The sequence below is a fragment of the Rhizobium sp. BK456 genome (assembly GCF_014194045.1).
GTDB classification, from domain to species: Bacteria; Pseudomonadota; Alphaproteobacteria; order Rhizobiales; family Rhizobiaceae; genus Rhizobium; species Rhizobium redzepovicii.
In genome coordinates, this window is record NZ_JACIAO010000003.1 from 527580 (window position 1) to 541263 (window position 13684).

At 59.6% G+C, this 13684-nt stretch carries 15 protein-coding genes; 11 read left to right on the forward strand and 4 right to left on the reverse strand.

All coding sequences use genetic code 11. The features are described from left to right. Positions 1-57 precede the first annotated feature (57 nt). The 7 genes from FHX03_RS12255 (at position 58) to FHX03_RS12285 (ending at position 8480) form a co-directional block, all read left to right on the forward strand. Positions 58-2484, forward strand: coding sequence for an arylsulfatase (locus FHX03_RS12255; protein WP_183853962.1), 2427 nt, complete (start codon positions 58-60; stop codon positions 2482-2484). A gap of 86 nt (positions 2485-2570) precedes the next feature. Continuing rightward, a complete protein-coding gene (locus FHX03_RS12260; protein ID WP_246699226.1) occupies positions 2571-3086 on the forward strand; it encodes a hypothetical protein in 516 nt (171 codons plus the stop codon). 68 nt (positions 3087-3154) lie between these two features. Further along, a complete protein-coding gene (locus FHX03_RS12265) occupies positions 3155-4993 on the forward strand; it encodes an adenylate cyclase (protein ID WP_097625217.1) in 1839 nt (612 codons plus the stop codon). Between the two features lie 159 nt (positions 4994-5152). Further along, the gene (locus tag FHX03_RS12270) at positions 5153-5962 is read left to right on the forward strand and encodes a DUF2092 domain-containing protein (protein ID WP_097625216.1); all 810 of its coding nucleotides are present in this window, start codon (positions 5153-5155) and stop codon (positions 5960-5962) included. Then, complete coding sequence (locus FHX03_RS12275) at positions 5959-6168, forward strand: hypothetical protein (RefSeq protein WP_097625215.1); 210 nt, start codon at positions 5959-5961, stop codon at positions 6166-6168. Before FHX03_RS12270 ends, FHX03_RS12275 begins: the two co-directional genes overlap by 4 nt. 76 nt (positions 6169-6244) lie before the next feature. After that, positions 6245-7528, forward strand: a complete 1284-nt coding sequence (locus tag FHX03_RS12280; protein ID WP_183853851.1) for an alpha/beta hydrolase — start codon at positions 6245-6247, stop codon at positions 7526-7528. 163 nt (positions 7529-7691) lie between these two features. Further along, positions 7692-8480 carry a hypothetical protein gene (locus tag FHX03_RS12285; RefSeq protein ID WP_097625213.1) on the forward strand — a complete coding sequence of 263 codons (789 nt, stop codon included), beginning with the start codon at positions 7692-7694 and terminating at the stop codon, positions 8478-8480. Positions 8481-8676: 196 nt separating this feature from the next. On the opposite strand, the gene FHX03_RS12290 is transcribed toward FHX03_RS12285, so the two are convergent. Genes FHX03_RS12290 through FHX03_RS12300 form a run of 3 tightly spaced genes read right to left on the reverse strand, consistent with a single transcriptional unit; the run spans position 8677 to position 11227 of the window. Beyond that, entirely contained in the window at positions 8677-10071 is a 1395-nt protein-coding gene (locus FHX03_RS12290; RefSeq protein ID WP_097625212.1) for a sensor histidine kinase, read from the reverse strand. Beyond that, positions 10068-10739 (reverse strand): response regulator transcription factor, encoded by a 672-nt coding sequence (locus FHX03_RS12295; RefSeq protein ID WP_097625211.1) that lies wholly within the window; start codon positions 10737-10739, stop codon positions 10068-10070. Before FHX03_RS12295 ends, FHX03_RS12290 begins: the two co-directional genes overlap by 4 nt. After that, positions 10736-11227: a PepSY domain-containing protein gene (locus FHX03_RS12300; protein ID WP_246699227.1), complete on the reverse strand. Its 492-nt coding sequence runs from the start codon at positions 11225-11227 to the stop codon at positions 10736-10738. Before FHX03_RS12300 ends, FHX03_RS12295 begins: the two co-directional genes overlap by 4 nt. Between FHX03_RS12300 and FHX03_RS12305 the strand changes: the two genes are divergently transcribed. Both FHX03_RS12305 and FHX03_RS12310 read left to right on the forward strand, forming a co-directional pair. Then, positions 11214-11489 carry a PepSY domain-containing protein gene (locus tag FHX03_RS12305; RefSeq protein WP_183777769.1) on the forward strand — a complete coding sequence of 92 codons (276 nt, stop codon included), beginning with the start codon at positions 11214-11216 and terminating at the stop codon, positions 11487-11489. The genes FHX03_RS12300 and FHX03_RS12305 overlap by 14 nt on opposite strands. Next, a complete protein-coding gene (locus FHX03_RS12310; protein ID WP_097625208.1) occupies positions 11486-12049 on the forward strand; it encodes a cytochrome b/b6 domain-containing protein in 564 nt (187 codons plus the stop codon). Before FHX03_RS12305 ends, FHX03_RS12310 begins: the two co-directional genes overlap by 4 nt. 99 nt (positions 12050-12148) lie before the next feature. Here FHX03_RS12310 and FHX03_RS12315 read toward each other — a convergent pair whose 3' ends face one another. Next, the gene (locus tag FHX03_RS12315) at positions 12149-12421 is read right to left on the reverse strand and encodes a DUF982 domain-containing protein (RefSeq protein ID WP_097625207.1); all 273 of its coding nucleotides are present in this window, start codon (positions 12419-12421) and stop codon (positions 12149-12151) included. A 387-nt stretch (positions 12422-12808) separates the two neighbouring features. Here FHX03_RS12315 and FHX03_RS12320 point away from each other — a divergent pair, with 387 nt between their 5' ends. Continuing rightward, positions 12809-13192, forward strand: coding sequence for an EF-hand domain-containing protein (locus tag FHX03_RS12320; RefSeq protein WP_183853853.1), 384 nt, complete (start codon positions 12809-12811; stop codon positions 13190-13192). Positions 13193-13243: 51 nt separating this feature from the next. After that, entirely contained in the window at positions 13244-13633 is a 390-nt protein-coding gene (locus FHX03_RS12325) for a DUF302 domain-containing protein (RefSeq protein ID WP_097625205.1), read from the forward strand. Positions 13634-13684: the final 51 nt, after the last annotated feature.

The following is a 13684-nucleotide window of genomic DNA, read 5'->3' on the forward strand; positions in this document are numbered from 1 at the left end:
TACCCTCCCCGAATAAAACGGTCAGCATCATGCGGGATCGATTGCCGGGGGACCGAGATGAAAAGCAGTATCCTGACTTTGGCTGCACTCTTAGGCGGTACGGCGCTTACACTTTTTTCCATCGGCGGGACGAGTGCGCCAGCGCAAGTCATCAATGGAACAGCCGGCGCGCCCAGTGCGACAACCACAATCGACGGCCGACAGATCCCGCCGCCACCAAGCGAGTTCGGCGGCACGACAAATCTCGACGCGCTTCAGTCGACGCCATATTGGCAGCCGCAAGTCGTACCGCCCAAGGGGGCGCCCAACGTCCTGCTAATCTTGACCGATGACGTCGGATTTGCGGCCCCGAGCACCTTCGGTGGCGTCATTCCGACGCCAACGCTCGACCGGATTGCCAACATAGGTTTGCGCTACACCAACTTCCATACGACATCGCTGTGTTCCCCCACACGCGCCGCTCTGATCACGGGCCGGAATCATCATTCGGTTGGTTTCGGTGTGATCAGCGAGGCGTCGACCGGTTATCCGGGCTACGACAGTGTGATTACCGCGGACAAGGACACGATCGGCACGATCCTCAAGGCAAATGGTTATGCAACATCTTGGTTCGGCAAGAACCACAACACGCCAGCTTTCAAAACCAGTCAGGCGGGTCCCTTCGATCAATGGCCCATCGGCATGGGATTTGAGTATTTTTATGGTTTTGTCAGCGGCGAGACCAACCAGTGGCAACCGGACCTCTACCGCAATACCACGCGTGTCTATCCCTATCTGAATAACCCTACCTACAATCTGACGACGGATATGGCGGACGACGCCATCAACTATCTCAACCAACTCAACCAGCTCGATCCCAAGAAGCCTTTCTTCCTCTACTATGCACCGGGCGGGACGCATGCGCCTCATCACCCGACCCCCGAGTGGATCAAAAAGATCAGCGACTTGCATCTCTTCGACAAGGGATGGAATGCGCTGCGCGACCAAATCTTCGCCAACCAGAAGAGACTTGGCGTTGTTCCGCAGGATGCCCAACTTACGCCTTGGCCGGATAAGCTTATCAAGCCGTGGGACGGCCTTTCGGCTGATGAGAAGAAGCTTTTCATCCGCCAGGCCGACGTCTACGGAGCCTACCTCGCCTATACCGACAACGAAATAGGCCGGGTCGTCAAAGCGGTCGAGGACATGGGCAAGCTCGATGACACGCTGATCATCTTCATCAGCGGCGACAATGGCGCGAGCGCGGAAGGCTCCCCGGCTGGAACGCCAAACGAGATGACTTTCTTCAACGGCGTCGACGTGCCCGTCCAGGACCAGCTCAAATTCTACGACGCCTGGGGGTCGGCAGCGACCTATCCGCACTATTCAGTCGGCTGGGCATGGGCTTTCGATACGCCCTTCAAGTGGACCAAGCAGGTCGCTTCCTATTTCGGCGGCATTCGCAACGGCATGGCCATCGCATGGCCGGGTCACATCAAAGATCCGGGTGGGGTGCGCAACCAGTTCCACCATGTCATCGACATCGTCCCGACGATCTTGGAAGTGACAGGCGTCCGCGCGCCCGAGATGGTCAATGGTATCACCCAGACGCCGATCGAAGGCGTGAGCCTGGCCGACACCTTCGACAAGGCAAACGCCGATGCGCCATCGAAACATTCGACCCAATATTTCGAGATGTTCGGCAATCGCGCGATCTATCACGATGGGTGGATCGCCTCCACATTGCCCTATCGGGAACCTTGGAACGGAACGGCTCCGATCCCGAAAGACATCGTCAACGGCGTGACCTGGGAGTTGTTCGACCTGTCCAAGGATTGGACGCAAAACAATGATCTGGCGGCCGCCAATCCCGGCAAGCTGAAGGAGTTGCAGGATTTGTTCTGGATCGAGGCCGCAAAGTATCAGGTCCTGCCGTTGGATGCCTCGGCCTTGACGCGCTTCATTCTCCCGCGACCGAGCATCGTCGCTGGACGCAATGACTTCATCTATACGAAACCGATCGTCGGCGTCCCCCTTGGGACGGCACCGAGCATCCTCAACAAGTCCTTCACGATCACGGCCGATATCGATGTGCCCGCTGGCGGCGGCAACGGCATGCTTGCGACTGCGGGCGGGCGCTTCGGGGGATGGGGCTTCTACCTGCTCAACGGGAAGCCAATCTTTGTCTATGACCTGTTGGACCTCGCCCGGCCAAGGGTGGAGGGTGCAATGGCATTGACGCCTGGAAAGCACAATCTCGTGTTCTCCTTCAAGTCCGACGGGCCGGGCCTCGGCAAAGGTGGGACGGGGACAATCACCATCGACGGAGCCCAGGCGGCAAGCGGGACCTTCCCTCATACCATTCCCTTTGCTCTCGAAGCGAGTGAAACCTTTGATGTCGGCTCCGACACGGGAACCGGTGTCGACGATAACGACTATCAGGCACCGTTCGCTTTCGACGGAAAGCTGAACAACTTGAAGATAGAACTTCAGCCGCAACCTTGAGGCAGGAGGTCCAGCGCAGAGCGCCCCGTCGCCAAGGCGACACATGCCGAAAGTGGACGCTGACCTGGGCACGGGGATTCTGCGCCATGAACACAGCGCACCGACGCATGCTTCTGACTCTGTTCGCTATCGCCGAAGGTGCGACGGGACTGGGGCTTGTCGTGGCGCCGTCGATCCTCTTCGTTCTGCTGTTTGAGACAAAGCAGATCGCTTCGGAGGCACCACTGGTCGGGCGGATCTGCGGCGCGGCGCTGCTCGCTCTTGCCGCAGCAAGCTGGGGTGCGCGTGGCGCCGAAGACAGGCAAGGCAGACTGGGGCTGCTCGTCGGAGTGACGCTCTACAATTTCCTGACCATGGCCGTCTTGACCTATTCCGCCCTCGTTCTGCAGATGGTCGGCATCCTGCTGTGGCCGGCGTCCTCTATCACGCGGCGACTTCCCTATGGGGCTTGCTCGCTATTCGGCGGGCGCAGTAGATCGTGTCATCGTGCTTCCTTGGGTGGTCATTTACGGCTTTGGCCGCCTCGGGTCGCGGGCTGCTACGAGGCGACGACGACGCAATGTCCGCTTCTCCGGTTGGACGAGGATCAGTTTCTGCGGTAGGTTACAAAAGAGATAGTTAATAAAATCTCCGGTAGTCACGTCCCTCAAGAGCGGGTGAGGAGCAAGTCGTGCAGGATACATTGCCATCAAGGCGCGATATCGCGCCGGATTCGACGCGGCCACCTCCGACCCACGATGATGTTCGGGCTCAGCTTAATCAAATCGTTACCAGCCCGCAATTTCCGCATATCGGTCGGAGTGCCGCATTTCTTACCTATGCCGTGGAGGAGACGCTTGCAGGCCGCGCAGCCCGGATCAAGGGGTATTCTGTCGCCGTCGAAGTCTTCAAGCGCCCCAACGATTTCACGCAGGATGATCCGGTGGTGCGGATCGAGGCCGGAAGGCTGAGGCAGGTGCTTGAGCGCTACTATCTTACGGCAGGTCGACACGATCCGATCCGAATAGACATTCCGAAAGGCGGTTACGTGCCGACCTTTGCCTGGACTTGCTCGAGTGCTGACAATTCTGATGCTGAAGACCAAAGTTTGCCGTTGGAGCGCGCCGAGTACCCTTTTACCAGCTTAAGACGGCATATGTGGGCAGTGGCCCTTGGATTGATCGTGATCGTGGGCGGCGCTGTAGCCCTGGCTGGATTGACCTCCATTCGATTTGGCTCCATCTGGCCCTTCGCGACTGCCGACATAACCGGAACCGATGGACCGACATTGGTGATCGCTCCATTTGCCAATCTGGGTGACGGTCCTCAGGCGCAACTCTACGCGAAGGGCCTGACTGAGGAGCTTCTCGCTGCCCTTCCCCGCTTCAAGGAGATCAAGGTTTTCGGTCGCGAGACGTCCAGATCCTTGCCTCCAGAGGTGGGGACATCGCAGATTCGCGGGGAACTTGGTGCGCGCTTCCTGCTGGCAGGCGGTGTCCGCGTCTCCGGAAGCCGAGTGCGTGTGACGGCACGTCTGCTCGACACGCAGACCGATGCGATCCTCTGGTCGCAGACCTACGACGACGACATCGGCGTCCGCGACCTGTTCACCATTCAGTCCGACGTCGCCAACAAGGTTGCGAGCGCCGTGGCGCAGCCCTATGGCATCATGGCGCAGGCCGATGTCTCCAAACCGCCGCCTGATGATCTTGGCATCTACGGCTGTACGCTGAGCTTTTATGCTTACCGTGCCGAGTTGAGCATCGAGCGGCACGGAGAGGTTCGTAACTGCCTCGAAAGTGCGGTCGCCCGCTATCCATCCTTTGCGACGGCCTGGGCGATGTTGTCCATCGTCTATCTCGATGAGGATCGCTTCAGGTTCAACCGGAAGCCCATTTCATCCGCGCCGATAGATCGCAGCTTTCAGGCCGCCCGCCGCGCCGTTCAACTGGATCCCGCTAACACCCGCGCCCTTCAGGCGCTGATGACGACGTTGTTTTTCAGCCAGCGGGTTCCGGAGGCACTTCAGATAGGCGAACGGGCACTGGCGACCAATCCGAACGACACCGAATTGCTAGGAGAGTTTGGTACCCGGCTGGCGATGAGCGGGGAGTGGCAGCGGGGGGCAGCACTGTTGGATCGCGCCATTGCTCTCAACCCTGCCGGCGGCGGCTACTATCGCGGAACGCGCGCACTCGCAGCCTACATGTTGCACGACGACAAGACCGCTGTCATCGAGATCAGGCAGGCTGACCTGCAGAAGTTCCCGCTGTTCCATGCGGTGGCTGCCGTCATCTATGTCGACGCAGGAATGGTCGAGGACGCCCGCAGCGAGGCTTCGCAGTTCAACGAAATGAGACCCGACTTCATTGCGAACATCGTGGCCGAACTCAAGATGCGGAATTTCCAACCACAGGACAGGGCGCGGATGATTGCCGATCTGCGAACGGCCGGACTTCCTGCGATGGACGAGGTGCAGGCGACCATGTCGCTGCCGATCGACGGTTCCAATGTCCTTCAGCCACGATAACGCCACGGTCAGGACAACTGGCACAGAACATACCCGATGTTACACGCGCGCGCTGTCGTCACCATGTAGGTTGTGGTCGCTGATAATCGTTTCTTTTGATACTCGAGAGCCAGCTAGCGACCTCAGTCGTCCGACAAACCATTTAGAAGGGATTCGTCGATGACCAAAGCACTCCAGCGAACCTTGCACCCTGCCGTGGCGGCGGTGTCTTCCGCGGCACTCGGCTTGATGATCATCGTGGGATCTGGATCGGCTGCAAGCGCTGCAGACGCAGACGCCAAGAAGCTCGTGAAAACAATGTCCGACTACATGGCCGCAGAAAAGGCGATCTCATTTTCGTATGACACCAACCTGGAGGTCGTCACCGGCGACCATCAGAAGATTCTGCTGGCAAGTTCCGGCAAGATCGAAATGGGCCGGCCGGATAAACTCCGGGTTACCCGGTTTGGTGGGTTCGCCAACGTTGAAGTCACATTCGACGGCAAGACGCTTTCGCTGCTTGGCAAGGACGCCAACCTCTATGCCCAGGCAGAAGTTCCAGGCACCATCGATCACCTAATCGATGAATTGCGGGACAAGCTGCATAGACCCGTTCCGGGTGCCGATCTTCTGCTCCCGGATGCCTATGACGAACTGATGCGCGACGTGGTCGATGTCAAGGACCTCGGCAGCGGTGTGATTGGCGGCGTCGAATGCGACCACCTTGCATTCCGTACCAAGGAAGTCGACTGGCAGATATGGATCGCTCAGGGCGAGCATCCCTATCCGTGTCGATATGTCATTACCGCAAGCCAGGTGGATCAGGGCCCGCAATACAGCATCCAAATCAGTGACTGGAAGACAGGCATCGATGTCGTTGCCGACGACTTCGGGTTCAAGAACATCACGAACGCAAAGAAAGTCGACCTGACGAAGCTTGCCGATATTGATGAGCTTCCTGATCACTTTGCCATGGGAGGCACCAAATGACCGTCGCAAGAAAACTCAAACTCCTGCTGCTCGCTGCGGCGATCGGCATGTCCGGCCTGGAAATCGGAAACGGGTTTGCGATTCCGGGACTGGGCGTCTTCACGCCGGCAGAGGCCAGGGTCGGCCGGCCGATGACGCCTGTGAGTGTCGCTGGAGTTGCGCGCCGCTCGGTCCGGCGCTGCGCCGTCGGCGTCTATAATTGCTAAAAAACAGGCCCGACGAACGCGCATTCGACAAGCGCCAGCATGAGGGAAATCAGTGAGGAGAAAAAACGACGCGGGAATGGGATCGATCGTTGCCGGCTATGTTCAATGGCTTCTGCTGTGTGCATTGATCGTCGCTCTGTCTGGGTGCGGCGGGCATCCGAAGGACGTCATGACGCCCGTTGCAGACACGTCTCCGAAGTCGACCAAGGTCAACTTGCTGATCGCGACGACACGCAGCAGGTCCGCGGTGCCAGGAGAGATGTTCAACGGAGAACGGGCGCTGGCCCCGGCTTTCGCCGATATCACCGTGTCGATCCCGCCGAACACGGTCCGCAAGGAGGGAGAGGTCGCCTGGCCAAAGAGGCTTCCCTCCAATCCGGCGACTGATTTCGCGACCTTGAAGGCCGACGATCTCAATGTCGATGAGGCCAAGCGCTGGCTGAGCGCGAGCGTCCGCAAGAGCCCCGACCACAGTGTCCTGGTGTTCATCCATGGTTTCAACAACCGGTTCGAAGACTCCGTCTACCGCTTCGCCCAGATCGTCCAGGACTCGGGTGTGCACAGCGCTCCCGTGCTGGTGACCTGGCCGTCGCGTGGCAGCCTTCTCGCCTACGGCTATGATCGGGAGAGCACGAACTATACAAGAAATGCTCTGGAGACGCTCTTCCAGTATCTCGCGAAGGATCCGCAGGTGAAGGAGGTGTCCATCCTCGCTCATTCCATGGGGAACTGGCTGGCGTTGGAATCGTTGCGCCAGATGGCCATTCGTAACGGCCGACTTCCGGTGAAGTTCAAGAATGTCATGCTCGCGGCTCCCGACGTCGATGTCGACGTGTTCCGCCAGCAGATCGGCGACATGGGCAAACAGCATCCGCAATTCACCTTGTTCGTATCCCGTGACGACCGTGCACTGGCTTTCTCGCGTCGGGTCTGGGGTGACGTGTCCCGACTAGGAGCCATCGATCCCGAGCAAGCGTCCTACAAGGCGGAATTCGAGGCCAACAAGATCGTGGTGATCGATCTCACCAAGATCAAATCTGGCGACCGAATGAACCACGGAAAATTCGCGGAATCGCCGCAGATCGTTCAGCTCATCGGATCACGCATCTCGGAGGGTCAGACGCTCACCGACAGCAGGGTCGGACTTGGCGACCAGATTCTGGTGGCGACGACCGGAACGGCGGCGGCAGCCGGGAACGTTGCTGGTCTGATCCTTGCCGCCCCCGTCGCTGCGGTCGATCAGAACACGCGGGACAACTATGCGGGCCAGGTCAGTGGTCTGATGGGCACCGCCAAACCGCGGCCGGCAGCGTTGAAAAACTGCGACGAGGTACGGCCAACCCCGAGCTGCAGACCTTAGCTCCGACATCGGCAGGACAAGCGCAGGCAATGCCGAGAGGGACAGATGCTACCGTAACATACTTATCGGCAGGCGGGTCTTGCGCCAGACTTGGGTGGAGATCGATGATTATGATTGATTCGTCGGCGACAGCGATGGAGACCGACAAAGCAGGGGGACTTACATGACGGCATTTCTTCTACGCGCTGCGGTCCTTTGCGCGGGTCTCGTGGCCACCTCGCCCGGCTGGGCGGCCGATCTTACGCCGCTAACACCCGATGCAAAAGTAGTCGAGAGCCCGAGCGGTTGGACCTTCACCGTCGCGCCGTATTTCTGGATGGCAGGGATTTCCGGAGACATTGCACAGTTCGGATTGCCGGAGGTTCATATCGACTCCGATTTCGGCGACATCCTGGAGAACCTCGATTTCGCCTTCATGGCTGCGGGTGAGGCACGGTACGACCGGTTCAGCATCTTCGGCGACATCATCTACACCAAGCTTGGCGCAGACGCGAATACGCCGCTTGGCATTCTCGCCGACAGCGTCGACGTCACTTCAAAGACCTTCGCGGGACTTCTCGGGGTCGGCTACTCGGTGCTGGAAGACCAGTCGGGACACCTCGATGTCGTCGGCGGCGTCCGGGTGTGGTCGGTCGACACCAACATCTCCTTCAATGGCGGGATTCTCGGTGGCGTCGAGCAAGATGACAGCGCGACCTGGGTCGACGGTCTGGTGGGCGTCCGGGGCAATTACTTCTTCACGCCGGAGATCTATCTCACAGGATGGGGTCTCGTCGGTGCCGGCGGCGCGGATCTTGACTGGGATGTGGCGCTCGCGCTCGGCTACAAGTTCACCGACACGATCTCGGCTGTTGCGGGATACCGCGCACTCGGCGTCGACTACGACAACGACGGCTTTGTTTTCGACGTCGTCCAGCAGGGGCCGATCCTCGGCGTCGTCATCCATTTCTAAGAACGACGTCTGGAACAGCAGATCGAAGCGCACCGTGATCGATGTCAACCGAGGTACTCAATGCTTCCCCTCGGCTCTGCTCGTTCCGGCCTCCCCCGGAGCAAGACACCAACCGTGACCGTATCGACGCAGGCGTCCGGCACGCCGCCACAGTTGCGGGCGCAGTTTAATGAAGGATAGCCGCGCGTCGAAGATGTTATGTCGTCGTCGCTACTCTGGGATGGAGCGCTCGGGAGGCGATGACGTCAGGGAAGACGACTTCCGCACGAAAGCCACCTTCAACACGGTTTTCCAACGTGAGCGTCAGATCGTACACCGCTGCAATCTCCGACACTATGGCAAGACCTAGACCAGAGCCGGGTTTGAGACGGTCGAGACGGACACCCCGGCGTGGAAGATCGGGCAATCTCTCTGGCAAGACGCCTGGGCCGTCGTCCTCGATCGTGAGACGGCTCTGCCCATTTTGTCGAATCGCGGTGACATGGATCCTGCTCCTGGCCCACTTGCAGGCGTTCTCAAGCAAGTTGCCCGCAAGTTCGCGGAAGTCGTACGGATCGACGGGAACGCTGAAGTCCTCGGCCACGTCTATTTCCCATGCGAGGCGTTCACCTGCCTCAGTGTGTCGGAGCATTCGAACGGTCTCGCTGATGATCTTCTCGACGTCGGCATCGCCACTTCGCTGATCAGGGCTCGGGGTGATACGGGCTCGGGCGAGCTCGTGCTCGACGTGCGAAAGCATAGTCTCGGCAAGATGGTCGAGTTCATCGGCGATCTCGGCCTCGCCCTTCTCCCTGAGTGAGTACGCGTTGTTTGTGAGAACGGTCAAAGGCGTCTTCAGTCCGTGGGCGAGATCACTGGCCCTACTCCTGGCCTTCTCCATCGCGGCGGCCTGGCTTTGCAGCAGCTTGTTCAGTTGGTTGACGAGCGGTTGGACCTCGCGCGGATAGGCCCCCGCCAGTCGGCTGGCCCTCCGGTCGCGGACGGCTTCAAGATCACGACCGATGCGGTCGAGAGGTCTCAATCCGATCCAAAGCTGACCGATCGACATCAACACGAGTAGCGCAGCAAGAACGGCGACATAGGGCAGAATGTCGAGAGCAAATCCAAGGCGAGCGCTGTCGACCTCGTCGGCATTCACCGCCACCGCGATGCGAATGGGCCTCCTGCCCTCAGGCGCGGCCAACGACAGAACGCGTTCCTGAACAAGGACATCTTTCCCCTCCGGGCCGGAGAGACGATATTGGTGCATGATACCGACAGGATGCGACTCCTCCGGCAGAGGCAGGACATAGTCGAAGAGCGAGGACGATCGGACCTCCGCCTTCCCCACGGGATCGTCGATCTGCCAGTAGAGACCCCCATAGGGTATCAGGAAACGATTGTCCGGAGGGTTCTCGGGCACCTGCAGCCTGCCTCCGGGCAAGAAGCGGATCACAGCCGCCAGACGGTTTATGTGTCCGGTCAGCTCGTTCTGCACGCGCTTGCTGTAGCTGTCCGCAAAGATCTGGACGAGAGCGACGGATGCAGCAGCAAGGCATATCGACACAGCTATCAACGACGTGATGATGAAACGGCCGTGAAGCGACCTCATGTCCCCTCGCCCGATGCTATCTGGTATCCGAAGCCTCGGCGCGTGACGATCGCGTCCCTTCCAAGCTTCTTTCTCAGCCGTCCGATCAGGACCTCCACCGAATTGCTCTCCCGTTCAAAGTCCTGAGTGTAAAGCTGCTCGGTAAGCTCGAGCTGGGAGATCGCGCGACCTCGATTCTGCATCAGCACCAACAGACATTTATACTCCATTGGCGTGACGTCGACAGGCATTCCGTCGACCATGACCGCGCGTCGGCGGGGATCGATAGAAACGGGACCTGACGACAGGACCGCGCTGGCGTGCCCGGAGTACCTGCGCAGGACTGCGTGCAGCCTGGCGAGAAGCTCCGCAATGCGGAATGGCTTGCCAAGGTAGTCGTCGGCGCCAGCATTGATGCCCTCGACGCGTTCCTCCCAGTTGCCGCGCGCCGTCAAGATGATCACCGGCATGTCACGACCGTTCGACCGCCACTTTTTGAGGATCGTTAGGCCGTCGATCTTCGGCAGACCCAGATCAAGGATGACGGCGGCGAACTCGTCATGCTCGCCAGCGAACAGTGTGGCTTCCCCATCGGATTCGTGGACGACGTTGAAACCGGCCTTGGTGAGCTGGGCGGTCACGTCACGGGCGATGAGCGGGTCGTCTTCGGCAAGCAACAGGCGCATCATTCGTTCTCGATTTCGGCGATCCTGCCTGACGCGGCGTCCACTTCCACCTCGGTGACCTGACCGCCGCCCCTCAGAATCCGGAACTCGTAGATTATGCGACCGTCATGCCGATCGACACTGACATCGATCAACTCGCCGGGCAGCTTGGCGAGGACTTTCGCCTTCAGTACGGCAAGAGGCAGAATCTTCCCTTCGTGGACTCGTTTAGGCAGGTCGTCGTGCGACGGCAGGTCATCCGCTTCGCGGGAACGAGCAGGCAAATCGTCGGCATGTGCGCTCCATACCGGAAGCGACGGCCACAGAAGGACAAAGCAGACGAACGCGAGCGTGCGGGGCGGGTACATCGTCGGAGAATATCCTATCGAAGGTGACAATAACCCGACAATCGCGATCAGGTCGCCGTCAGGTCGCGCCCCATAGGTTCGAAGCCGACCAGATGAGCAAAACCGCTCCTGGGATGATGGAGAAAAACCAATGAAGAAGATCATGTTCGCAACCCTCCTGCTCGCTACCGCGTCGATCGGCGTTGCCCGCGCCGAAGAGGGTCAGAATTGCACCCAGGCTCCCAAGGACAAGTGGCTGAGCCAGGACGGCATCAAGGAAAAGGCCAAAGCCGCGGGCCTCGACGTGCGCCGGGTGAAAATGGAGGGCAGTTGCTACGAGGTCTACGCCGTCGATGCGAAGGGCAAAAAGGTGGAAACGCTGTTCAACCCGGAGACCGGCGCAGTGGTCGGCAACGAAAGCGAATGACCATGGGCAGGATGGACATGGATGCGGCGGGCGCTTGCTCGCCGCCAAAGATCAGGGTCTGGGACCCGGTGGTGCGGGTGTTCCACTGGGGTCTGGTGGGTCTGTTCGCCTTTTCCTATCTGACCGGTGACGAGTGGAAGCAGGCGCATATTCTGTCGGGCTACGCCATTGTCGGCCTCCTGCTCGTGCGAATCATCTGGGGCTTCGTCGGCAGTCACCACGCGCGCTTTTCCAATTTCATCTACGATCCGGTCACGACCCTCGGCTTCGTGCGTGACAGCCTGGCCATGCGCGCCAAGCGCTACATCGGCCACAATCCGGCCGGAGGCGCGATGGTGTTCGCGCTGCTCGTCGCGATCTCGGGCATTGCCGCAACCGGGTACATGATGACGACGGACACCTACTGGGGAATGGAATGGGTGGAAAGGGCGCATGAACTGCTGGTCGATGTGACGCTTGGCCTCGTCGGTCTTCACGTTGCAGGCGTCCTCCTGGCAAGCATCGAGCACAGGGAAAACCTTGTCCGAGCGATGGTAACCGGCAGGAAGCGAGCCGATTGACCTGGATCGGCGTCGCAGCCGAGTAGGACCTGAAGCCATGGAAGGCACCTGGGTTAAGGACTTGTTGCTCACTTGACCGAGCTGATCTCGTCCTGGGGTCTACGAACAACCACGGGGCGCGCAGGTGGACATCTTGGCTTCGTCAGCGGCCTGAATGAAAGCCTGACGCGCGGTCTCCTGCGAGACATGCCCGCTTACGGCCGCGGCGCAGATCTCTCTCGCGAATGCGAGTTTTCTTCGCGAGCCCTTCCATCGGTTGGCGAAAAAATCGAGCGCCTCGCTCGCTCCGCCGATAGCCTGAGGGACGCTCATGCCCACCTGGACAAAAACGGTTTCCGACCAGGTTCGTTCTATCTGTTTCTGGGGAGCCATCCTCGATCTCCTGAAAGTTTCGAACCGCGAGCGGGGCATCATCACGAGGGCGGACAAACGATCAGGCGTTGGCTGATGGCGTCAGAATACCCGGTTCGAACGGCGTGGACGTTGATATCGATCAAGCCAGGCACGATCGCACTCTGAAATCACCTTGTTCTCGCCTTAGCCGGCTCAATCCTCCGTGTCGCTTCAGCCGCGATCGTTCCTCGATGACGCAGGTGGCTGGCGTCGCAGTCATGGCGCGGCGCGAAGGCGATCGGTCCGTCCTCGACGACTCGAACCATACAAGTGGTTTGATCCAGCGCAATGTCTGAAACCGGTGTGCATCGTATCCTCAAGGGCGCTCCAACTCGTGGAGGACAATACTCAAAGAGGAGAGTCAGGATGTCCATGTTCAGACTGCCAACGATCACTATGCTGGCCTTGCTCGGTGCCGTCGGCGCCATGGGCAGCGCGTCCGCCCAGACGAAAAGTCCAGACCCGGCCCAGTCTGAGGCTAAACCCGAGGCCGACGGATCGGAAATGATGCCAGGCATGATGGGCCGCAACATGATGCCATCTGGCATGTACCCAGGAATGCGCATGATGGGGCCAATGCGCGGTCATGTGGTGAAGATTATGTTTGCCATCGCCGATAGCGATGGGGACGGTGCAGTTTCTTTCGAAGAGTTGACCGCAATCCACAAACGCGTCTTCGACGCGGTCGACGCGAACAATGACGGCAAAGTCACACCTGAAGAAATGCAGGCGTTCATGCAAGACATGTGATTGGACGCTGGCATTGCCGGCCGTTGCATGGGAGCCCGAAGGAGACTTCTCATGACCTATACGCTGGATAGGACCCTCTGGGCGACCAGTTTCGACGATGCGGTCGGCAGGACGAAATCCGCTCTCTCCAAGCACGGTTTCGGAGTTCTGACGGAGATCGATGTCAAGGCAACCATGAAAAAGAAGATCGACGCCGACATCGATGACTACCTCATCCTCGGAGCCTGCAATCCGCGCATGGCGTTCGAGGCCATGAAACTGGAACCGAAGGTGGGGGCCATGCTGCCGTGCAATGTCATCCTGCGCGGGGTCGATGGCGGCAATGTCATGGTGAGCGCCATCGATCCGGTCGCATCCATGCAGGCGATCGACAACGAAACGCTTGCCAGTCTGGCAGGCAGGGTCCGCTCGTTGCTCGCCCAGGCGGTGGCCGAGATCTGACGATTATGAGTTCCGGCCCCCGAGCCTTGAGGAGTCGAAATTGCGTCCGCT